The sequence below is a fragment of the Mycoplasma imitans ATCC 51306 genome (assembly GCF_000518305.1).
Classification (GTDB): domain Bacteria; phylum Bacillota_I; class Bacilli_A; order Mycoplasmatales; family Mycoplasmoidaceae; genus Mycoplasmoides; species Mycoplasmoides imitans.
The window spans coordinates 4,622-28,803 of record NZ_KI912417.1 but is presented as its reverse complement, the minus strand read 5'-3'; the positions used below and the strand labels follow the sequence as shown (position 1 = coordinate 28,803).

The 24,182-nt window shown below is 31.2% G+C and carries 19 protein-coding genes and 5 tRNA genes; all 24 read left to right on the top strand.

The features are described 5' to 3' along the window. Positions 1–4: 4 nt before the first annotated feature. The 24 genes from P690_RS0103310 (at position 5) to P690_RS0103200 (ending at position 24,006) form a co-directional block, all read left to right on the top strand. The gene (locus P690_RS0103310; RefSeq protein ID WP_027122336.1) at positions 5–2,614 is read left to right on the top strand and encodes a hypothetical protein; all 2,610 of its coding nucleotides are present in this window, start codon (positions 5–7) and stop codon (positions 2,612–2,614) included. A 92-nt stretch (positions 2,615–2,706) separates the two neighbouring features. Continuing rightward, positions 2,707–3,966 (top strand): histidine--tRNA ligase, encoded by a 1,260-nt coding sequence (gene hisS / locus P690_RS0103305; RefSeq protein WP_027122335.1) that lies wholly within the window; start codon positions 2,707–2,709, stop codon positions 3,964–3,966. Positions 3,967–3,968: 2 nt separating this feature from the next. Next, complete coding sequence (gene aspS / locus P690_RS0103300; protein ID WP_027122334.1) at positions 3,969–5,720, top strand: aspartate--tRNA ligase; 1,752 nt, start codon at positions 3,969–3,971, stop codon at positions 5,718–5,720. A gap of 9 nt (positions 5,721–5,729) precedes the next feature. Further along, positions 5,730–7,898 carry a RelA/SpoT family protein gene (locus P690_RS0103295; protein ID WP_027122333.1) on the top strand — a complete coding sequence of 723 codons (2,169 nt, stop codon included), beginning with the start codon at positions 5,730–5,732 and terminating at the stop codon, positions 7,896–7,898. Between the two features lie 7 nt (positions 7,899–7,905). Then, on the top strand, positions 7,906–9,528 hold the full coding sequence (locus P690_RS0103290; protein ID WP_027122332.1) for a CTP synthase: 1,623 nt from the start codon (positions 7,906–7,908) through the stop codon (positions 9,526–9,528). Positions 9,529–9,538: 10 nt separating this feature from the next. After that, entirely contained in the window at positions 9,539–12,469 is a 2,931-nt protein-coding gene (locus P690_RS0103285) for an MPN396 family protein (RefSeq protein WP_027122331.1), read from the top strand. A gap of 5 nt (positions 12,470–12,474) precedes the next feature. Next, positions 12,475–13,011: an adenine phosphoribosyltransferase gene (locus tag P690_RS0103280; protein ID WP_027122330.1), complete on the top strand. Its 537-nt coding sequence runs from the start codon at positions 12,475–12,477 to the stop codon at positions 13,009–13,011. A gap of 154 nt (positions 13,012–13,165) precedes the next feature. After that, the gene (locus tag P690_RS0103275; protein WP_027122329.1) at positions 13,166–13,948 is read left to right on the top strand and encodes a hypothetical protein; all 783 of its coding nucleotides are present in this window, start codon (positions 13,166–13,168) and stop codon (positions 13,946–13,948) included. A gap of 61 nt (positions 13,949–14,009) precedes the next feature. After that, positions 14,010–14,555, top strand: coding sequence for an MG319/MPN454 family protein (locus P690_RS0103270; RefSeq protein ID WP_027122328.1), 546 nt, complete (start codon positions 14,010–14,012; stop codon positions 14,553–14,555). 54 nt (positions 14,556–14,609) lie between these two features. Continuing rightward, the gene (gene greA / locus P690_RS0103265; protein ID WP_027122327.1) at positions 14,610–15,089 is read left to right on the top strand and encodes a transcription elongation factor GreA; all 480 of its coding nucleotides are present in this window, start codon (positions 14,610–14,612) and stop codon (positions 15,087–15,089) included. 103 nt (positions 15,090–15,192) lie between these two features. Beyond that, a tRNA-Tyr gene (locus tag P690_RS0103260) sits at positions 15,193–15,278 on the top strand. A gap of 1 nt (position 15,279) precedes the next feature. Continuing rightward, positions 15,280–15,354 (top strand) — tRNA-Gln (locus P690_RS0103255). A 5-nt stretch (positions 15,355–15,359) separates the two neighbouring features. Then, positions 15,360–15,434 (top strand) — tRNA-Lys (locus P690_RS0103250). A gap of 5 nt (positions 15,435–15,439) precedes the next feature. Further along, positions 15,440–15,525, top strand: a tRNA-Leu gene (locus P690_RS0103245). A gap of 4 nt (positions 15,526–15,529) precedes the next feature. Further along, positions 15,530–15,603 (top strand) — tRNA-Gly (locus tag P690_RS0103240). 313 nt (positions 15,604–15,916) lie between these two features. Continuing rightward, a complete protein-coding gene (locus P690_RS04660) occupies positions 15,917–16,042 on the top strand; it encodes a helix-turn-helix transcriptional regulator (RefSeq protein WP_084318546.1) in 126 nt (41 codons plus the stop codon). 6 nt (positions 16,043–16,048) lie between these two features. Then, positions 16,049–16,684, top strand: coding sequence for a hypothetical protein (locus tag P690_RS0103235; protein ID WP_211231649.1), 636 nt, complete (start codon positions 16,049–16,051; stop codon positions 16,682–16,684). 15 nt (positions 16,685–16,699) lie between these two features. After that, the gene (locus P690_RS0103230; protein WP_027122325.1) at positions 16,700–17,374 is read left to right on the top strand and encodes a GIY-YIG nuclease family protein; all 675 of its coding nucleotides are present in this window, start codon (positions 16,700–16,702) and stop codon (positions 17,372–17,374) included. 510 nt (positions 17,375–17,884) lie between these two features. Further along, on the top strand, positions 17,885–18,388 hold the full coding sequence (locus P690_RS0103225; RefSeq protein WP_027122324.1) for an ABC-three component system protein: 504 nt from the start codon (positions 17,885–17,887) through the stop codon (positions 18,386–18,388). Positions 18,389–18,440: 52 nt separating this feature from the next. Continuing rightward, a complete protein-coding gene (locus P690_RS04205; RefSeq protein WP_307129955.1) occupies positions 18,441–19,022 on the top strand; it encodes a recombinase family protein in 582 nt (193 codons plus the stop codon). Positions 19,023–19,080: 58 nt separating this feature from the next. After that, complete coding sequence (locus tag P690_RS04200) at positions 19,081–19,422, top strand: hypothetical protein (protein WP_027122322.1); 342 nt, start codon at positions 19,081–19,083, stop codon at positions 19,420–19,422. 475 nt (positions 19,423–19,897) lie between these two features. Then, positions 19,898–21,790: an MIP family Ig-specific serine endopeptidase gene (locus P690_RS0103210; protein ID WP_084318540.1), complete on the top strand. Its 1,893-nt coding sequence runs from the start codon at positions 19,898–19,900 to the stop codon at positions 21,788–21,790. A gap of 200 nt (positions 21,791–21,990) precedes the next feature. Next, entirely contained in the window at positions 21,991–23,454 is a 1,464-nt protein-coding gene (locus tag P690_RS0103205; protein WP_027122320.1) for an APC family permease, read from the top strand. Positions 23,455–23,583: 129 nt separating this feature from the next. Continuing rightward, positions 23,584–24,006 carry a Dps family protein gene (locus P690_RS0103200; protein WP_027122319.1) on the top strand — a complete coding sequence of 141 codons (423 nt, stop codon included), beginning with the start codon at positions 23,584–23,586 and terminating at the stop codon, positions 24,004–24,006. Positions 24,007–24,182: the final 176 nt, after the last annotated feature.

Sequence of the window (24,182 nt, the reverse complement as noted above, 5' to 3'; positions counted from 1 at the left end):
AGCAATGATCTTAAAGCAATTTGCAACCACTAAGATAACTCATATAATTAAGATTATTTTAAGTCTTATCTTAGCTTTGTTTTTGCTTCTAGGTCTATATAGATCTATTGATCATCACAATCCAGCAAATAACCAATCAACTTCATTAACTAACCAAGCTCAATTAGTTGCTGATAATAACAACGATTATCAACAACTAAAAACTAATAACAATCATTACGTAACCAATAGTAAAAATGATTATTTTGTACTAACAAAAACGGGTGTGGTTAAGATGGATGTGTTTGGTAATGTTTATTATAATTACAACTTTGCAAACACATTTATTAACTACCAAACTGTTGATTTTGTAGCTGATACACTAAGGCAAGATTTTTATTATTTATTAATCAAAAATCCTATTGTTAATATTAGTGGAACTAGTTTAACTACATTAACAGTAAGTTCACCCGCTTATGTATTACAACTAAAAGATGAAAACAACACGTTAAATATTGTTAAAACTTACCAATTAAGTACTTATCGGTTCTCTAGAGATATTGCAACTTTATACAGTCGCATTGGGTTTGAGCAAAACCAAACTAACAATACGTTATTAGGTTTACTCGACAAACCTAGTAACAGTTCGTTGTTAAATAATATTACCTACTTTTATTACAACTCAATTAGTAGGTTAGTATTCATTAATAACCGTTTGGGTGTTTTTGGTAATAATGAAAACCTATCATTATGGTTTTATTTGTTTGATATTAATCAAGCAAATGATTTTAATCTTAATAACGAACTAAATTTAGTTACAATCTTTCCGCAACTATATGGGCTTACTGATTTAAATTGATCAATAAACAATTTAAATAATGCCAACCACGCTGCTAGCGCGCAGTTTGTAATAAACAACATTCGGTTATACAGTCCTGCTTATTTTGTGGCTGGAGTGAATGTTGTTAAGCAAAATCTGGTTAATAATGAAGGATTATTAAGTTCCCAACAAACAGCAACATACTCATTGCATTTGGGGTTGATTCCAGTACCAATAAGTCGGATTACTAATAACAATCAGTTTGGTTATAAAGTTAGTTCGAACTTCTATAATAGTGATAATCCCAATTATTCTAACCTATTTGTTAGTGGTGTAATTAGTCAAACTAAGGTTGCACAGATTACTAACAACATTAATATCATTAGCCAGTTCTTTAGCGCTTCAAATACGATCAGATTAGATACAACCAGAATTAATGCTAATAGTCAGTTTGCTTATCACTATTCTGTTCTAGAAGATAATTCTAATCATGTGGTTAATAATTATCCCAATTTAGTAGGGATTTTAATTATTAAATCTGAGATCATTGGGTTCGTGTTTGCGCCTGATAGTTATAATCTGATCTCCCAACGAGTTTATCCTTTAATTCGAGATGACGTTCAGATGTCAGGGTTTGATCTCTTAACTGGTATTCAGATTAGAGATTCAAAATGGTGGTTAAGCTTTTTTGATCCAAAGCAATCAATTAGTTGGATTAATCAGATTAATCCAAGTATTAGCCAGATTAATAATGGTGCATTAGCAATTAATTACACCAAAATCTACCAATCAAATAAACAAGGATTAATTTTCTTAAACTTAGTTTTAAGTGATCAAGCATTTTATAGTTTCATCTCAAATAGTAGTAGTATTAAACTTAATTTAATCTATCGCGATCGATTAACTAACCAGTTTAAAGAAGCTAGCTTTTTTGAAAACGGGATCCCAAGTTTTGATAATATCCCTAATTCAAATGGAACTAAATTATGGGGAATTATTAAATTTAAACCAGATTCATATTTAGTTGATCGAAATCTTAATACAATGAGTGCTAATAGTTTAAGCAATAATAATTTATTGCTTAAAAAATTATATGAATACACTCCTGGTGAGATTGATTGATCACCAAGAGTGATAGCTCAAGCACTTGATAATCAAACACTAAGATTAAAAGTTCAGTTTCCCTATTTTGATGGGAATTATTATTCTGCTGATCAAAGACTTATCAACCTAGCATTCCCATCAATCACCTATGATAAATTAGATGCTTATCCGGTATATTTCCTTCCCACGGTAGTTATCTCAGCGGTTGTAATCTTAATTTTAATCATCTTATTTATCTTCTTGATTGTAGTGCAAATCTTAAAGACTAAAAAAGTCTCATTAGATTTATTTAGGAATGCTAATCGTAAAGTTGATAAACTAAACGATTCGGTGAACATAATCTATCAAAAGATTGAAACCCAACTATATAGTCCGCATTCAGATCATAAACGAATGGGTAATAAATTACCAAACAACCAAACGGTAAGAATAAACCAGCCACCAAACACTCCATTTGCTAATCCAACGATGCGTATTCAGCCAACAACATCATTTGGTCAAGCTAATGGGTTTAACAACACCCAACGTTATTATGGGCCTTATGTAAACCCAGCGCGATTCCGTGGTCAAAATCCAACTGGTTTTGTTTCAAAAAACCCAAGACCACCATTTAACGATTCACGTAATGCTAATACTAGAGGTGGTTATTCAAGCAATCAAACAAGAACAACACCAACTCAACAATTCGGATTTCCCGATTCAAATAAATAACCTAATAGCAACTAAGCAATGAAGTAAATGTTAATTTACTTCTTTTTTTTTATAATTATTAAAACTGTTAAGTTTTATTTGATTTAAGAATAATGAGTAATAAACAGATAACCGCTGTAAGAGGAACAATTGACTGATTTGATGATGAGATGATTTTATTTAACGCGATCATAAATAAAATCATCAAGATATCAGATCATTATACTTATCAAAGAATTAAAACTCCCGTGTTTGAACATGCAGAGTTGTTTAGTCGTAACCTTGAGCACTCTGACATCGTTAAGAAAGAGTTATACCAATTTGACGATCTTTCCAAACGTAAATTAGCGCTACGACCAGAAGGTACAGCGAGTGTGATTCGTGCAGTTAACCAACACAAATTATTAGATCAAAAACCACTACCGTTAAAGTTGTATTATCTTGAACCGATGTTTCGATATGAACGCCCTCAAAAAGGTAGGATGCGACAGTTTTATCAATACGGGATTGAGTTAGTGGGCGAACTTGATCGTTTTGATTATTTGCAAACAATTTTGTTTGCAAAAAAGATCTTGGATAGCTTTAAATTTAATTGTGTTTTAAATATCAACTGATTGGGGAACTTTGATTCTAGAAAAAAATGAGTTGATCATTTAAACGAATATTTTATCAAGTACCAGGATCAATTAACCGAGTTGTCAATCTCACGTTTGAACTCTTATGGTGTGTTAAGGATCCTTGATGATAAGATCGAAATTACCAAAGATTTTGTTAAGAACGCACCAACAATAGATCAGTTTATTTCAGATGAAGAAAAAGTTCAGTTCAAACAATTCTTAAACCAACTTGATAGTTTAGGACTAAATTATCAAGTTAACCCAACACTTGTTAGAGGATTAGATTATTATTCTGAATTAGTTTTTGAGTTTATCTTAGCCAATAACGACCAAGCTCAAAGTACATTAATTGGTGGTGGTTGTTATCAAAACTTAATTAAGGAATTAACTAATAAAGAACTTAAAGCAATCGGTTTTGCTTTAAGTATCGAACGATTTATCGCTTATCTTGATGATGATCTTAAACAATCATTAATCTCATCAAATCAAAAAGATAAATACTTGTTAATTAATTTAACTAAAGATAAAGAAATAGATGCAATTAAATTATCCGAACAACTAATTAATCATCATTACAACGTTTATTACCATAATAAATTAACTAAACTTGATAAAGCAATCAAGTATGCTCTTCGAGCAAACTTTAATCATCTCATTATTATGGGTAATGACGAATGAGATAATGAAACAATCACAATCAAAAATTTAAACAATCAAACCCAACAAACAATTAAGCGAAAGGATTTTATTAAATAATTATGTACCAAACATTAGATTTCACCAACCGTAAAGCTATTATTGAACTAAAAAATGATCAGTTACTCAACCAACAAGTGATGATTGTTGGTTGAGTAAAAAACATTCGTAAGTTGGGTAATTTCAACTTCATTGAACTAGCTGATAAATCAGGTTTAATCCAACTACTAGATAAGAACAATGAATATAGTAGTTTATCAAGAGAAGATCTAGTTTTAATTGAAGGTAACCTTCAATTAAAAAAAGTAGCTAATCCTAATTTAGAGTTGGGTGATCGAGAGGTGTTGATTAACAAACTTACAACAATCTCAAAATCTAAGACGCCACCATTTATTATTGAAGATATTACTGATGCGCTTGAAGATGTTAGGTTAAAATACCGATATTTAGATCTAAGAAGACCGGTGTTGCAAAAAAATATGAAGTTTCGTTCAGATTTTTTCTTGGTGGTGAGAAACTTTTTAGCTAAACACGGTTTTACTGAGATCGAAACACCAATATTATCTAAAACAACCCCTGAAGGTGCACGCGATTATGTGGTCCCTTCACGTGTAGGCCCTAATATGTTTTATGCGCTTCCCCAATCAGCGCAGATTTACAAACAACTATTAATGATCAGTGGTTTTGAGCGATATTTCCAAATCTCAAGATGTTTTAGAGATGAAGACTTAAGAAAAGATCGTCAACCCGAACACGTTCAGATTGATATGGAAGTTTCATTCATGTCAAAAGAACAGTTCTTTGATCTGATTGAAAAGATGTTTATCCATCTTTTTGATCAACTAATGAAAATTAAGATTGAACCTAACTTCTTACGCATGAAATATGATGATGCGATGAATCGTTATGGAACAGATAAACCAGATCTAAGGTTTGGTTGTGAATTGATCGATGTAAGCTTGGTGTTTGTCAACCACGACTTTGTTGTGTTTAAACAATTTGCATCTAAAAACCGCTTGAAAGCAATCGTTTTAGATGAAATAATGATTTCATCTAAAGAACATAAGGTGTTAGAAAAATATGCTAAGGATAATTATGCTAAAGCCTTAAGTTGGTTTAGTTATGAAAATAACAAAATAGTTGATGGATCAATCAAACGTTTTATCACCGTTGATGATCTTAAAAAATTAGGATTATCAAACAAGAAGGGAACGATCTTTTTTGTTGGTGATGATGATCTTAATGTAATTAATAAATCATTGGGTGCGGTAAGAAGCCAACTTAATGAGATTTATCAGTTAGCAAACGAAGATGAATACAAATTCTTATGGATCGTTGATTGACCATTATATGAATGGGATGATAAGACCAACTCTTACCAATCAGCGCATAACTTGTTTACAGCACCTGATGAAAGATATTTAAAAACATTTAATCAAGATAAAGCTAACGCCAAAGCTGCTTCATATGATTTGGTGTTAAATGGTTTTGAACTAGGTAGTGGAGCAATCCGAATTACAGATCCATCACTTCAAAAAGAAGTGATGAACTCATTAGGGTTATCAGAAGCTGAAGTTAATGACAAGTTTGATTTCTTATTAGATGCTTATCACTATGGAGCTCCCCAACACTGTGGAATTGGGATCGGTTCAGATCGTTTGTTAATGATCTTAACCAAGTCGAAATCAATTCGTGATGTAATCGCTTTTCCTAAGAATAACCAAGGGTTTGATCTGATGAACAATTCACCTTCTGAAGTAATCAACGAACAATTCTTAAATGAACTTTATTTAAAAGTTAAAGACAATAAATAACAATCAATAATGGATTTTCAATCAGTTAATACCCGCTTAGAAGATTTCAAACAAATCTTAATTAAAAACAATTATTCTGAAGCAAGTATCAAGAAGTTTATCTCAGCTTTTGAGTTTGCTAAATTCTGACACGGTGAACAGAAGCGTAAAAGTGGTGAACCTTATATTATTCATCCACTTGAAACCTCAATCAAGTTAGCCGAATGAAGAATGGATGATGATACGATCATTGCGGGATTATTACATGATTTATTAGAAGATACCAGTGTTGATAAACGTTTGATATCATCCACGTTTAATAATAATGTGCTTGATCTTGTTAAAGCTGTTACTAAGATCTCATCTGAAGCCAAGAAAAACCGTGAAGGATTATTATTACACAAAAATGAATTAGATTACACAATCCGTGTTTTTAGTTCGATCTCAAGAGACTTACGACCTATTATTATTAAGATTGCTGATAGGTTTCACAACCTATCAACGATCCAATTTTTAAAACCAGATCGACAAAAGATTATTGCTCAAGAAACATTTGACATCTACGCGCAAATTGCCGGTAGATTGGGAATGTATTGGATCAAAACGCAATTACTTGATCTAACTTTTAAGATTATTAATCCCACTGCATTTGATGATACATTATCACTAATCAACGAGCACAAACTTAACAATTCATTAAAATGAATTAGTTTCGAACAACAAATTAAAAAGATCTTAGATGGTAACCATCTAAATTATGAACTTACTTCAAGAATCAAAAGCGTTTATTCGACTTATCAAAAATTAAATTACCGTCATGATAGTCAAAATGTTAAAAATATTCACGACATTTACGCACTAAGAATTATCGTTGAAAACGAATTTGATGTTTATCAAGTTTTAGGGCTTGTGCATTTAAACTTCAAATACATTCCAAGATTATTTAAAGATTATATCTGTGCTCCTAAAAATAATCTATACCAATCAATTCATACTACTGTATTAGTTGATGGAACACTTATTGAAGTGCAAATTCGAACCAAAAATATGGATCGCAATTCCAATTTAGGACTAGCATCTCACTGAGCATATAAACTCAATATTGACATCAGTGAAACTGATGAATATAAAACCGAAGTGCTTAACCGGTTTCAAGTTGATATTTTTAATGAAAAACGGGCACGTGATCTAACCTTAATCAAAGATCTTACAAAAGGATCTTTGATTGACGTATTAGTATCAAATAACAATAAGAGTTATTCGCTATCATCATCAGTTACAGCATTAGAGTTAGCTTATCGGGTTGATCCTAAGCAGTTTATCTTTCTAGATAAGATTATGTGTTCAAACGATAATATCTTATTTGATAAGTTGTTAGAAGATGGTGATGTGGTTACTTTTGAATATAGTAATGAGATCAAGATTAATGAGAGCTGGTTAAAACGAATTAAAAACCCGGCCATCAAAAAAGAGTTAATCGCAATCATTGAACAACTTAATCAGTATGAAGATTCTGAAAAAGAGTTTGTCGAAAAACTAAGAAAGTATTTCAAAAACAACCTTATCTCGTCAACAGATATCTTAAACCGAGTCAAGATCTTGGGATTTAACAGTTTGAGTGATTACATTAAATACGTTAATAAGATTAACTTTAGAGATAACGAACAATATGAGTTTTTTTCAAAAAACTTCAATTGAAAAAAGGTCTTAAAAAAACTCAAAGTACATAAAGCAAAATGGTTATTTCTTAACTCTTATTTTAAAGAGATCCCAGGGATCAATTTTGCTAGTATTAAGATCAGTCGCTGCTGTTCAATCTTACCATACATTCCCTCAGCAGGTTTAATCCAAAAAAACATTCTTAATGTTCACTCGCCCAACTGCAAGAACATTAAGAAGTTAAACAATGAAAAGATTATTGCGCTTAACTGAAGCGATGAAAAACTTGAAGCACGACCAAGATTGTTTCGCAGTTATGTTAAGCTTCAAGGAGCTTGAAGCGGTAACGTGGTTAATGATATCTTGTTAATTATTATTAATAATAATGCTAAGCTATTTTCGCTTAATGTGACTAAGGATAAGAAAAACAATACGTTTATAGCAGATCTTGGGATTTATGTTCAAGATATGCGCCACCTTAATTTCATCATGGATGAAATCACATTAAAAGACATGTCTTTTAATTGAAACTTATTATAATTATTGAATGAATACTAAAAAAACTAAATATATCTTTGTTTCTGGCGGAGTCTACTCTTCAGTTGGTAAGGGTTTGATTATTGCTTCAATATCAAGTATTTTCAAGCACCAAAACTTTAGGATCAACATCTTAAAGTTAGACCCTTATCTAAATGTTGATTCGGGCACGATGTCACCTTATGAACATGGTGAGGTGTTTGTTACTTCAGATGGGGCTGAGACCGATTTAGATCTAGGTTATTACGAACGTTTTTTAGTTCAAGATCTAGACGAAAAGTCTTCAGTTACCTCTGGTAAAGTTTATTTTAGTGTTATTAATAAAGAACGCAAGGGTGAGTATTTAGGTAATACCGTTCAGTTAATTCCCCATATTACCAACGAGATTAAAAGACGGATTTATGCTGCTGCTAATGATAAATATAACCAGGTTTGTGATTTAGTTTTTTGTGAAATCGGGGGCACGATTGGGGATTTAGAATCGCTTCCATTTATTGAAGCGATTAAACAAATCGTGCGCGAAAATGATAAGCACGACACGGCATTTATCCATGTCGTGCCAATCATTAGTTTATCTAATAGCGAACAAAAGACCAAGCCACTTCAACACTCACTAAAAGAGTTAAATAACTTGGGAATTAATCCCGATTTTTTAGTTGTTAGATCTAAAAACGAATTAGATCTAACAACTAAGTTAAAGATTGCTGGAGCAACCTATCTTGATAAAGACAATATCTTTAACTCGATTGATCTAGATAATACTTATTATTTACCGCAATATTTATATAACCAACAAGTTCATGATAAGATTGCTAACAAGTTACAACTAAGAATCAATCCTGATATTAAACTAGATGCATGAAATGATCTAGTTAATAAAATTAACAATAAAGATAATATCGTTAAAAAGATCGGGATTATTGGTAAATATACCCAATTCAAAGATGCTTATATCTCATTAATTGAGTCAATCAATTTAGCGGGGTATCATAATAACGTTAGATTAGAGTTAGATTGGATTGAATCATCATTATATGATCAAGCTAATTTAGAAGAAGTAGTTAATAAGATTAAACAATATGATGGAGTGATCGTTCCTGGTGGGTTTGGTTCGCGTGGGGTTGAAGGTAAGATCAAGTTTATCCAAGCTGCTAGAATCAACAAGATTCCGTTTTTAGGAATCTGTCTTGGGATGCAACTAGCATGTGTTGAATATGCGCGCAACGTCTTGGGTTTAGATAAAGCGAATTCAAGTGAGTTTGATAAAAACACCCCTTATCCGATCTTTAAGTTGATGAACCAAGAAGGTGATAACTTTGGTGGAAGTTTAAGATTGGGTGATTATTTAATTAATTTAAAAGAACAAACGTTAATTAAATCAATTTACCAACAAGATTGAATCAAGCGCAGACACCGTCACCGTTATGAATTTAATAATGATTATATTGATAGATTTAATGATGGAGAATTCATCATTTCTGGGGTATACCAACAAGAGAATTTGGTTGAAACGATTGAATTAAAAAACCACCCATTTTTTGTGGGTTGTCAATACCACCCCGAATTTTCATCTAAGATAACAGCGTCTGAAGCCTTGTTTGATTCATTAGTTAAAAAAATCAAAATGTTATAATTTACCAGTTATGAAAGTAAGTTTTGACTATCTATTAAAAAGCTTTATCATTTTTATATTATTAGTACTATCAATCGTTGGAATTACGTTTGGTAGTATCCAAACGGCTAAGTTATCACCTCAAGGACGTTTTTATAATGGCGATATTAATACCACGATCTATTTTTCACCATTTGAGATGAAAACTGACCAAAATCAAAATGATACAGTTCAACGCAATCAAACATTTGATTTTAGTCAACCGCGTAATGTTGATGATACCCAGTTAATTCCCCAACAAGCTTTTACTAATTTAGCTAATAGCTATAGTCAAAAACTGTTTGCATTAGGGTTTTCTGAAATTAATGTTGCTTTTAAAAACAACGTTCCCCTACCAACTAATAGTCACGTTGATAGTTCTTGATTAAATAGTAATAAAACCTTACCAGCATTGGTAATTTCGGCTAATAAAACCTTAGATAAAAGTCCAAACGAACGTCAAAGAATCTTTGACGAACGTTTAAAAAGAACGATTCAAACTACGCTTAACAATCAATATAACCTAACTTTAGAAACTACTGATGGTTATGTGTTGTTAGATAATAGTGAGATTATTAAAAATTCAATTCGAGTGATCCAGCCAAGTGCAGCTAGTGCTAACTCTGGAGTTACTTTTGAAGTTAAATTAAAAAATAATCAGAAGTTTGCAGCAAACTCTGATAATAGTAATCAGGTATTAGATTATTTCGTAAATCTAATCCCTAGAAATTCAGATTATTTCACATCAAACGGTCAAGGTAGTGTTGAAGATATTAAGAACAGATTGTTCGTATCAAACAACACCACTGATGTATTAGGTAATAGAAACCTAGTTTTATGAAACGATAAAATTGGCGCATTAAATTACGTAAGAGGTATCTTTAATGTTGTACAAAACTCAAATCAATGGTTTGCTCTAAGTAATACCGAACAAGCATTATGAAACTTCTTACATGCAACTGGTGGGTATGAACCAAGTGCTAATGTTAAGAACTTAGTAGCGCCATTTAAATCAGCACAAGATATCCAACTAAATGATCTTTATTATATTTATGCTGAACCTAAAGCTTATGTAGCAGCTGCTGCTGATGCTAAAGATAAACCCGAAGAGATAACAACACCTCAAGGTTCAAGAAACCCAAGAAGTTCAACACCAACTGATTTTAGTGGTCTGTTTGCTCCGTTTATCTTATATGAATTAAGAACAACTAATGTTGATGGATCGGAATCTCAATTATTAAATAATCTATTCCCAACTAACATCACCATTAACAATAATGGTGATGGGGTATTAAGCTTAACTGAAAGATTGAATCCATCTGCTACTTATGCAACGATTAATTTTAACCAAGCTAATAGTTTAGCTACATTAATCAGACAAAGTAGTGCTAATAACAAGTTCTATGTTGTTGAAAATAGTTCAACAATTAACCAACCATTAATCAAACAAACGTTTACAAACCTTAACCAATATCAATCGGGTTTTTTAGCGGTAGGAATTATCTTATTGGTATTAGCATTGATCATGATTGCTGGATTTAAGGTTCAAGGATTCTTTGGGATCTTTGGTTTGATCTTATCAGCAGTACTAACCTTTTTAATCTATTCAAAATTCAACGCGTTTGTTGACATGTTTAGTTTAACTGGATTAATCGGGGTGATTATCTTTAACTTCTTAGTGCAGTTGTTTATGAACCTAAATTTCAAGCGCAACGTAAGTAATAAGATTTCGTTGCTCGAGTCGTGGAGGTCAACCCATAATAAGACGTTCTTAAAAGCGGTTGATCTGTATCTGATTCAGTTAGTAATTGGGTTGTTCATGTCGTTTATTTCTAAATACGAATCGCAATCAATCGGAATCTTGTTAATCATCTCAAGCTTGATCGGATTCTTTATTAACTATGGGTTGACGGTATTATTAGTTAAGGTGTTCAATTCTATTAATAATTTTTCGCCAAAACTATATCTGTACAAACATACTTACAAGAACTTAAGTATGATCTCTGGTAACCTATCAAAAGATGCGATGGCGTTTAATGATCTTGTTGTAACAATTGACGAACAAGTTGATAAGACCTTTAGTAAAACTTACAAGTATCAAATCATGAGCAAACGCTCATTGGCTGCTTTATTACTATTCGTTGGTTTAATCGGATTGGGAATCTTTGCATTATACAACTTAAATAACCGCACCTTCTTTATTAATAGTGATAGCTTATACGATTCACTTAACACGATCTTAATTGCATTAGGATCAACCACCTTAATTGGTTTAGCTTACTTCTTATTAAGATATCAATGGATCGTGGTAATTGGTTATCTTGTTCATGCTTTAGCTAACTTTAGTGTTATCTTAGGTGTGTTGTTCTTAACTAAAACAATCGTAAGTTCGGACTATGGATATCTGTTCTTATTAATTAGCTTGTTTAGTTATATCTATTCGTTAGCCAACTTCGTGTTTGTAACAACAAACCTATACACTTATTTCAATCTAAAAGAGATCTACAAACCCGAATCAGTTAAAAAGATCGTTAATAACTCAGCAATAGCAATAATTGATCTATATCTTTATTCAACAATTATATCAACACTTGCTTATTTCATCTTCTATGGTCTAAACTATGGAGGTAGTGGATTAAATATTACTGATGATCTAAATAAACAATTAGTTTATTTTGGTGGCTTTAGCTTATTTAATATGGTGTTAATTAATATTAATGCGATCTTCTTGCTAAACCCATTAATCGGTTTATTGATGATTAAAAAATCAAACACGAACGCGATTTACTGATCAAGAGTTTCACTAAAAACCAAACAAGAAGAAAAGAACCTTGATCTAATTGATGAACAATTAGTCGAAGGAATCAACTTGCATAAACGTGCAACTATAGTTGTTTATCACGAACATAAAGAAAATAATTAAATGATATGAAAGACCAACTAATTGCTCAACTCAAAAAAACAATCATAACCGTACCAGATTTCCCTAAACCTGGTATCTTGTTTTATGATATTACCCCGATCTTATTAGATCCAATTTTATTTGATCAAGTAATTGAAGCGATGGCTCAGGTGGTAAGAAAAACTAAAGCAAACGTGATCGCTTCACCAGAATCTCGCGGATTCTTATTTGGTGTACCATTAGCCAATAAACTAAAACTACCCTTTGTTTTAGTGCGTAAAGAAAAGAAATTACCAAGAGAAACTTTTAGCGCTTCTTATGATCTTGAATATGGTAAGAATAACGTTATTGAGATTCACCAAGATGCAATCATACCTAATTCAAAGGTGATGATCGTTGATGATTTACTAGCTACTGCTGGAACTGTAGAAGCGATCGCAAAACTAGTTAAACAAGCTAAATCAGAAGTTGTTGGTTATAGTTTTTTGATCAGACTAAAAGAACTTGGCGGAATCAATAAACTTGATCAAACCAAACCTATTGATTACATCTTAGAATATTAATCTTATAAAATCTTTAAGAGATAAAAACTATTTTGATCTAATCTATAAAATAACTTACCACCCATATGGGTGGTATTTTATTCGTACAACTGATCAAAAGCTCTTATAATTAATAATTTGATATAATAATTTAATAGTTACTAAAAGATAAAATATGTTAAATCGACAATTTATTCCCAACTCGTTTTTGCAACAAGAAACTACCTTTGTTAAGAAAGCGTTCTTAAAGTCACACCTGTATGCAGGGTTGGCTTTCTTATTATCTTTTTTTGCTGCGTTGATCATAACAACTGTAGCACAAAGAACGGGTTTATCAACTTCAATTGGGTTTTTAATCGCTTCAAGTGTTAGCTTAACCGTTGGGTTTTTAATCGTAATTATCTCATCATTCTGATTAAACGTTTATCGTTCGATGAGAACTTTAGTTAGTGTTTATCTGTTTTCTTGAATCTTCTTAACTTTTGGTTTAAGTGGTGTGTTATTATCTGTTGGTCGATATGATATCCAAGGGATTAGAGGTCTTGATTTAACCCAGATTAACACCGCGTTATTAATCGTTGGTTTAGTTTATATTGTTACTTCATTCTTAGGTTATAAGATGAGTAACAGTGCGGGATTTAAATTATCTAAATTTTTATTTATCTTATTCATCATCAGCACGGTAATGATCTTATTAGTAAATATCGTGTTCATCTTTGGATTCAATCAAGGGTTGTTTAGTGTTTATTTCTTAATCATTACGATTGTAAGTTTAGTATTTTCAGTATTAGCACTAATCTTATCATCGTTTATGACTAGAAAAGTGGCTGAATCAATTCAGTTAAGTGATAATGAAAACTTAGTTACAAACTTCGTTATTTACACTTCGTTTGTCTTGTTCTTTAGATTATTTATCCTATTTATTGATATCTTAAGAATCATGGGATATCGACGATAAAAATATATTCTTATTTAAAATAAAAAATAGGAATATAATTTAAACGATTATTATTAGAATAATGAGCAACATAAAACTTACAAGAGCCCAAAAAGTGGGTATGGGATTTGGTTTCTTTTTCTTATTTCTAGTATTGCTAATTGGGTTTATTTATCTGTTCTTAGCTTTCTTATGATACGATAAGCAATACAACCCGGTGAAGTTGTATAACAACTTCTTTTCTAAGCAAGCATTAGAATGATTTAACCGCGATAATAGTTATGAATGAGGAAGTTCGACTTATCACGAGTTTGCTAGGATGTTACCTGATCCTTCAAGTGTATTTGGTAAGATTAAAAACTTCATTCCAGTTTTATATAATACTGATTCGTTTTTGGGAACACACAATAGCCCTTTAAAAGCAGGTTTTTTTGGTTATTTTATTCCCTTAGGCATTAGCTTTGTAAGTTCATTGTTAGTTAGTTTAATTTTCTATGCAATCTTCAAAGCGATCATAATCAGTTCAATTAGAAGAAAACAAAAAGCGCAAAAACTAAAACTAAAAAAAGAAGCGCAAGCTAAAAGTGCATCTCAACAACAAGAAGCAATTTATCCGAATACTTTATAAATAAAAACTACTAACGAAAAAATATCATCATTATTAATTTAAGATTAGAATAGTATGGCAAAAACAACAAAACACTTATTAACTCAAGAAGGTTTAAAGAAACTTCAAGCAGAACTAAGACTTTTAGTTGACGTTAAACGTGCTGATGTTATTAAATTAATTCAAGAAGCGCGCGAACAAGGTGACTTATCTGAAAACGCGGACTATGATTCGGCTAAAGCAACTCAAAGTGAGATCGAAAGTCGTATCGCAGAGATTAAAGATATCTTAAATCACTATGAGATTATTAAAGAAGTTGACACCAAAAACAAACGAGTTATCGTTGGTGCTAAAGTAACAATCCACGATCACTCAGATGGACAAAACTACACATACGAAATTGTTGGTCCGATTGAAAGCGATCCAGCTGATAATAAGATCTCACACGAATCTCCAGTTGCTAAAGCAATAATGGATAAAAAAGAAGGTGATTCAGCTGAAGTAATTGGGATTGAACACCCTTATAAAGTTACGGTAAAAAAGATCGTACTTTAATCAAAATTACCAAGAAAAATTCATCAGATCCATAAAGTTTAAACCTAATAAAATAAAAATCTAGATTTTATAATATTTATGTTATAATTTTATGGGTAATAACGGGTAGGTAGCGAAGTGGCTAAACGCTTCTGACTGTAAATCAGACACCTTTTGGTTTCGGCGGTTCGAATCCGTCCCTGCCCACCATTGGAATGTAGCCAAGCGGAAAGGCAATAGACTTTGACTCTATCATGCGATGGTTCGATCCCATCCATTCCAGCCATTAATGACTCACTAGCTCAGCGGTAGAGCATTTGACTTTTAATCAAAGGGTCCCGGGTTCGATCCCCGGGTGGGTCACCATTTTAGCCCAAGTGACGGAATGGTAGACGTACAGGACTTAAAATCCTGGGGTAGCGATACCGTGCCGGTTCAAGTCCGGCTTTGGGCACCATTAAGCGGGTGTAGTTCAATGGTAGAACTGCAGCCTTCCAAGCTGTTAATGTGGGTTCGATTCCCATCACCCGCTCCATTATTAAACACTAATTCTGATACTCTTAGGGGTGTCGGATTTTTTTTATTTTTGCTCTTATTTAGGGTATTTTTTAATTTTAAATAGTTTAATGAGTGTAAAATTCAACTATATTTTATACATTAGCGAAACTAATAGTTAGCACAAGCTAAACTTTTCCCACTCGTGTAAACCATTAATATCACTAGCGTAAACTTTTAGTAGAACTAGATAAACGATTACTTGAACTAGATAAACTTTTACTAAATCTAACTTCATACCTGTATTTTTGGTATTATTTGTGTTAAAATTATGTTAATTGCGAGGTGCTGTAATGTTTAATTATGCAAAGAAAATAAAAGAATATCGCGAACGTAAGTTTTTAACGCAGCAAGAGTTAGCGAAATTACTAGGTGTGACCTATGTTTCTATATGTAGATGGGAGACTGGAAAGTTCTAACCTAACATGGAAACAAAGAAGAAACTTGTAGCACTCTTTGAAGAAGCAGGAATGAAAATTGATGATTTTAGAAAAATTAGTGCTGGTATGGCAAAACAATTACAATTCAAAACAACTAAAACTGCTACATTTCGTATACCAGTAGAAGATATATTCAAGTTTGATCCTAGTGCAAAGAAAGTTGTCGATTATTTAAGCAACGCATATAGTGGATATACTTCTGAGTTTAATACAAAATTGATTAGAAGCACATCAGAGCAGCTTTTTGAACAATATTGTGAAAAAGATGATAGCGTTGATTGGGTATATAAAAATGGCGATTCAGGTCAACAATATTTTTCTGTTGTTTATCTAGATGGTTTTAACAAACAGTGGCTTTTCTATCCAGATTATATTGTGAAAAAGAAGAACGGAGATATCTGGATAATCGAGACAAAAGGTTGTGAAACAGGTGGAGTAAACCGCAATATTGATATACAGATTGAAAACAAATTTAATGCATTCAAAGAGTATGCAAACACCAAAAAAGTAAAATGGGGTTTTGTACGTGATTTAGATAATTCTTTGTATATTAATAATACTGAATTTGTTATGGATATGTCAGATGATCACTGGGAACCATTAGAAAAAATATTTAATTAATAGGAAGTTAAAATCATGGAACAAGGTGTAATTTATATATTAACTAATCCATCATTTCCTGATTATGTGAAAATAGGTTATGCGGATGATGTAACAAAAAGATTAAAAGAACTAAATAGAAGTGAATGTATACCTTTTGCATTTAGACTTTATGCGTATTATAAAGTTCAAAAAAGACTTACTGACATGAAACTTCATCAAATGATCGACAAATTAAATCCTAACTTACGTTCAATTGAGGAGTTCGATGGTAAAACTAGAAAACGTGAGTTTTATAATATGAGTGCTTCTGATGGTTATTCAATTCTCGAGACTATCGCTCAGATTAATGGTTTAGAAGGAAATCTAGTGTTAGTTGAACCAACAACTGCTGAAGTTGAGGATGAAAAAAAGGCTGAAGAAATTAGAACTAGAGCAAAACTACCACGACTCGATTGGATCATTCAGCAAGGTATTATTAATGTTGGTGATAAGATTTGTGTTATATCTCATCCTGAAAAGGTTGGGACTATAGTTGATGGTAAACACGTTAAATATGATGGAAAAATAATGACATTAAATGTTTATGGCTGTGAAATTACTGGCTGGCCTGCAGGACAAGGTTATGCATTCATTAGGCCTGTGAATAGTAACAAAACATTAAGCGTACTTAGAGAAGAAAAAATGAGAGAGTTAGGAATGATAAAATAAACAAATTATTATAATCGGAGGGGATTAATTTGAAAAAAGTGACATTTTCATCAATTTGTAATGCTTTTAAAAATCATAGTAAGAAAGACATGAGTACTATTTCGCGCTTCCTTTTAAATACAATTACTTCTATTCCTGGAGTAAAAAATAAGATTAAAAATATATATTATATATATTTTTAAAAGCAAGGAACTAATTGAATTTTTCAAAGGTGAAACTCATATTTATGAAAATATACAAAAAGCAGCAAACGATCCTTCCAATCTATTTGCTATCTCAAATAATTTTGAAGATGCTTGTGAACGACTATTAGATGATGAGGCTTATGATTTAGTATTTGAAGATATAAAAAAACTTTTAAACGAAGATGATAGTTTAAGCACAGAACATAAAGAATATTTATTAAATGAAAAAAATCATGATTTAACACGATTAGGACCAAAAGCTCTTATTTATGCTCTACAAAATAATAATTTAACTAGTGTAAAAAAACCTAAAAAAGCAAAAGTTATGAGCATTCAAGATACTCAAAAAGCAATTGTTGATTTAGTAAATAAATTACCAAAAGCAGTTAAAATTGAAATTCCAAGCGAAATTAAAATAGAAGAAATGATATATGTTACAGCAATCTTAGAGGCGTTTGCTGAAGATGCTGGAGTTGATTTAATAACAAAAGATGAACTAATTAGTAAAGCTGATTATGGGAAATATAAAAAGAAATTTGATCGATACAGAGCTGATTATTTTAAAGCAGAAGGCATTAGAGAATCATTAAAGGATGCGTCGATTGAAAAGAAACTGGGGAGTTTTACTCGATTAGAAGAAGATACATATAATGCCGTTATTGATAAAGTAGAAGATGATTATGAAACAAGCTACAAAAGAATGAATTGTGTTTTAGAACACGTTACAACCATCAGCTTAAATTCTTTATTAGAACATGTGTCAGGATGGCTTGGTAATTCTGAGAAAAAAGGTATATGCCATATTTTAGTAAATGAGAAAAGGTTATAAAAGAGGTAGCAATGGTGAGATTGAAATCGATTAAGAAGAAGCAGTTAGGACGATATACAAAAAATATCTTGATGGGCTTACTGCTAGTGCAATTGCTAAATATCTAGATGAAAATAATGTACCAAGACCTAACAAAGCTAAAAGTAAGAAATGGTTAACTACAACAATAAATAGCATCCTTTCAAACGAAAAGTATAAAGGTGATGCATTACTTCAAAAAACATTTACTGTTGATTTTTTGATGCACAAAACAAAGAAGAATAATGGCGAAATTCCACAATATTATGTTCATGATTCACATCCTGCAATAATAACTAAAGAAGATTGGGATTTAGTGCAAATTGAAATGAAAAGACGTAAGAAAATAGGAAGAAGTTATCAGAGTTCAAATTCCTGTTTTTCTTCAAAATTAATATGTGCTGATTGCGGGAAATTCTATGGTAAAAAAGTATGGCATTCAACTGATGTGGGTAAAAAATATATTTGGCAGTGTAATGCTAAGTTTAGCAAAAGGAAAGAACATAAATGCCAAACTCCATCACTAAATGAGGAATATATTAAGTCGATGCTTGTAAAAGCATATCACGAATTTATAAAGAAAAAAGATATATATACAAGACTTACTTTTAACTAAAATTGTATTATGCAATCATGAAAATTTAGATAAAGCAATTTTAGATAAACAGACAGAGATGGATAAAATTGCATCTAAGGTTCATAACCTTGTAAAATCGAATGCAACTACTCCTCAAGACCAAGTAATGTATTACAAACAATATGAAGAATTAGAAGAATCTTATAATAAAGTTAAACAAAAATATGATGCCCTTTTGGAAGAAAAAGAAGATAAGAATATTAAGGCAAGAGGTATAGACTTATTCATAAATAGCCTTCAAGACTTAAATATTGATGTCATAGAATTTGATGAGGAAATGTGGAATTTGCTTATAGATAACATGTTGGTTGAAAAAGATAAATCGATGTTATTTAGGTTTAAAAGCGGAATAGAAATTAAAGTTGAAGCTGGTAAATAAAAATCCTAGCTTTTTAAATGGAACTAAATTGTAGGGGTGTCGTTCTTATTAGGGGTGTCGCATTTTTAATTAAGGGTGTCGCTTTTAAACTCTAGGGGTGTCGCACTAAAATAACAAAAACGACACCTTTTATCGTTAGGGTGTCGAAAGTATCAAAATATGTGTTTAGTGCCATTATTGAATCATTTTAATCCTATTTTCTATTTACCTAAAACAATTCAATAATTCATATTCCTAATATTCAGCAATCAGCACTCAGACGATGTGCTGTTTTTTATTTCTATATAAAAATTCACTATTTTAAAAAATTAGATATTTTTAAAACAATTGTGCAAAAGAATTAGTAAATAATCCTTTCACCCACATTTAGCTTAACTAAAACACTTTAAAATTTATCTTATTTTTAAAATAATATAATGACATCAAGATAAGAACGATATGTTTGCAACTTAACTTTTATTTGTTTGTAAACAATATGAAAAAGAAACATCGATTGAAGTGATGGTCTACATTAATTGTAGGTATGGTTGGCGTATTGCCATTAGTTTCTTCATGTACTAAAATAATTAAAACTGAAGAAGTTATATCAAATAATACCGATTCAGAATCAAACAACAATACACTTGATTCAGATAATAATAGCAGACCATCTAGTTCGGTAAATAATAACCAATCTCCAACCGTTCAGCCGTTTCAACCATCACAAAATCCGCAACGTCCATCCCAACCAAATCAATCATCAACACCAACTAATCCTGGACATGTTGATACAAATGATGAGGTAGATCAACCAGAAGAAGATCCAAATGCAACTACATTTAATTCATTAACAGAGATTAATGATTATTATTCAGCTTATCCAGATCTAGTTAAATATCATGATAGTTCGTTTCCTATTGATACGCAATCTCAGATAATTAGAGATATTTACCATAACCTATTTGATCGTAGTTTTGGTTTTATAACTGAATATGAGCAAGGTGCTAACTCAGGGGGTACTTTGTGATTATTAGACTATAAGAAAATTGGTAATCCTTCTGAAGCTAAGTATAAGTTGTTTTTTGGAACAAATTATCACGTAGCTGTAGATTTATATCGTGACGATGATCAAGATATTTATAAGCAAACAAAAAGAGTAAATAGTAACCCATTAAAAACTAGTGCTATTACTTTTGATGTTAGTAGGGATAATAATAAAAATGTTAGAGATGTTGTAACTCGAACCAAATATAAATATAAATATGCAAGAAGGTTCTTTAAAGCAGATAAAGGTTTTAAGATCGTTTTCTTAGGGCAAAACTACATGACACAAGATGCTCAACCTTATGGGAATGGGCGAAATTTTTATAGTGACTTTGCTGTTTTAGAGCTTGATGTTGATCTTAATGCTGCTATTCCAGCAAATGAAGTAGTTTATCGCAGTCCTACTGATGATACTAATCGAGCAGCAGTTCAAGCTCAGGAAAAACGACAAGCTGACATAGAATGAAAATTAATTACTGAACATATCAAGAATGCAATCGCTGCTGTTGATCGATCAATTCAAAAGTTTGTTAACAAACCAAAAAATGAATTGTGATTAACTGATGGAAGTATTCCTTATGCAACAGTTAATTATCAAACATTAAGATATCTTAAAGAAAAGTATCTTTTAGATCCTGATGGTGAACAAAACTATGTCACACCAATTACAGAACCAACGTTAGCAATAAAAAACTCAACTAGATTAACAGAGTTAAGTAATGATATTAAAAAATACATCGGAGAAGTAAATTACAATAATCAGTCTCAATTCTTTGATGCTGGTTTCCCTTATTTTGTAAACAGGCAAGTTACTGAAACGTCAACTAATTTACCTACATATACATATCCGTCTACAATTGGTGAATTACCACAAAGATATCCAGTTGCTTCACGTAAATTTATTTTAGTAAATACCGACTATAACGGTAATGTTATTGCCGATCATGGGACAACATTTAATGAAGAGCAACGTTCTACTTATTACGGTGTTGTTTATGAACAACCAAGTATTGTTCAACCAATTGGTGGGATTAGTGGATCGTTAACGATCAACGAACAAGGATTACCAATCGGTTTATTATTTGGTGATAAACCATTAACACCAGTTCTTGATGATAATAATCGTTGGATCAACAGTTATATGATTTTATATGCGCCTTTTGTGCAAAACGTTCAGTATACGACAATCAATTCAAAGAACGAAAGAATTACGATCTATCCATATAACCTAATCGATGGAACTGATAAAACCAAATACCCAAAGCAAGTACATTCTTATCGAGAACGATTAATTGCTTTATATGGGCCAAATTACACAACTGCTTTGTTTCCCAATCCGAAATAATTAGGTTATTATCTCAAGAAAAAAATAAGCAGAAAATCTGCTTATTTTTTTAAGACAAGAGCAATTTAGTTAGATAGCAAAATACATTTTTTTCTTGATATTTTGCAAAAAATAATCTATCCAAAGATTTGTTTGCACAAAATATATCGATTAATAAGTAGTTTTATACGTTTTTTTAGTATTTTTAATATAATTTTTTTATGTCTAAAAAAGCATTTAATGATCGCACATTTGCCTTATTAACGATAAACTATATTGTTGGTTTTGGTTTTATTGCTACAATTGTTGATATTGTTAAAATTGGTTACTGAGCGATTCCGATCTTATTTTTAACTTCATTTATTGCCACTGCAACAGCGTTTGCATTTTCAAGATTAATTAGTGCATTCCCTAATGAAACAGGTGGTTCAATTTCTTATGCAAAGAAAACTAATTTGAAGTTTTTAACCTGTTTTACTGGTTTTAACCAGTATATTAAAGCACCGCTATTTGCAGCTACTGGGCCGTTGTTTTTAGTTAATATTGCTAGGGTATTGACTGATAACGAAACAACGTTATGGATTGTTAGAGCAGTTTCGATTGCTTTTTATATCTGTTTAGTTTTACTTGTAACCTTACAAGTAAAAGTATCAAAGTGGTTTATCTTTTCAACTGCTATTATTAAGTGGATCTGCTTAATTTTTGGTTTTATCGGTTTAATCGTTTTAGTATCTAAAAATAGTTCTAATATTGTTCAGAACTTTAATAATGTCAAGAATGTTAATGCTTATTTAATCTTCTCGTCAATTATTACGTTCATGTTTGCCTTTGGTGGGGTGGAAACTGTTCCTAATATTGCTAACAGTGTTAAGTTTAATAAGTTTTCTAAAGCATTAATTATCTCCATCCTATTAATTATTGGTTTATATACTATAGGTTATATTTTATTTTTAAACCTAGACTTAAACTTGATTAGTGGTGGTTTTATTGATGTTTATAGGCGGGTATTACAAACTTTTGGAATAGTAATGTTCTTAACTTACTTATTGTTTTTTAACATTTCAAGTACGATGACAAGTACATTGACTAACCCTAAAGTGTTAGTATCAGCATCTCAAATTGGTTTTGTTCCAGCTTTTTTATCTAGAACAAACCGCTTTAACCAACACCGTAATGCGATTATTACTCATGTAATTTTAATCATCATTTCGATGTTTATCTTTACACTGTTGCCGTTATTTGTAAAAAGTTTAAATCGAAACTTTTTTACGAGTGTAATTAATATGGGTACGATCGCGTTTTTATTCCAATACGTATTGTCGTTTATTACGATCTTTGTGTTGGTAATTCAAAAGAAAATGACTAATATTCGTTGATATGAACTATTAGCGTACGGGCTTTCTGTGTTGTTTATTATTGTGCCTAGTTTTATCTACTTATTCCCGTTCCTAGTTGGACAAGCCTGAACGGTTGAAAACACAATTGTAATTAGCACATATGCAATCTTATTTGTTATATTCTTATCTTATTTCTTTTATGCTAAAAGTAAAAACAAGATAAATCTTAATACAAAAATTGAAGAAGAAGACGACAAAGAACCGACTAAAGCAGATGATAAAGAATTAATTCCTAAAGTGAATAGTTTATCTGATCAACAATTAAATGAAAATAAAGGTACGGTTTAGTACCTTTATTTTTTCTTATTGTGTTAGTAAAAGTTCTATTTTTAGGGATTATTTATTTTTTTGATCAGAAATTATATGACTAATTTTTATGATAAAATTAAATATCCTTAAAAAATAGGAGAAAACAATATGCAAAAAAATGTAAAAGATTTATTAACTCTACAAGCTTCATTACTTGTATTTGGAAACAAAGTTAGAAACTTCCACTGAAATATGAAAGGACACGATTTTTTCCCAATGCATGAAGAGTTAGGTAAACTTTACGAAGAAGGTGCTGATAAAGTCGATTTAGTTGCAGAAAAAATCGTAATGTTAGATGGTGCTGCTCTTGGCAGTTTTAAAGAAGCGTTAGAACACTCTATGCTTAAAGAAGTAAGCGGAAAACCAGTTACATCTAAAGATGCTTTTAAAGTTTTAAAAGAAGATATTAAAACATTATTAAACTTTGTTGGTAATATGCAAGAAATCTCTTATCGTGTACAACCAACTTTAGATGAAGTTGTATTATTCTTAGATTTATATCTATGGAAGATTACAAAATCTTTAGAATAATTAGTTAAAAGAAGAACAATAAAAAAAATCTTGTATTCGCACACAAGATTTTTTTTTATTGTTGATTATGTTTATTGACACAAAAAAACCCACTCGAAAGGAATTCGAATGGGTTAAGATAGATTGATTTATTTGTTATTAATGAATTTATATAGCACGACCCTTCAACGAGTTAT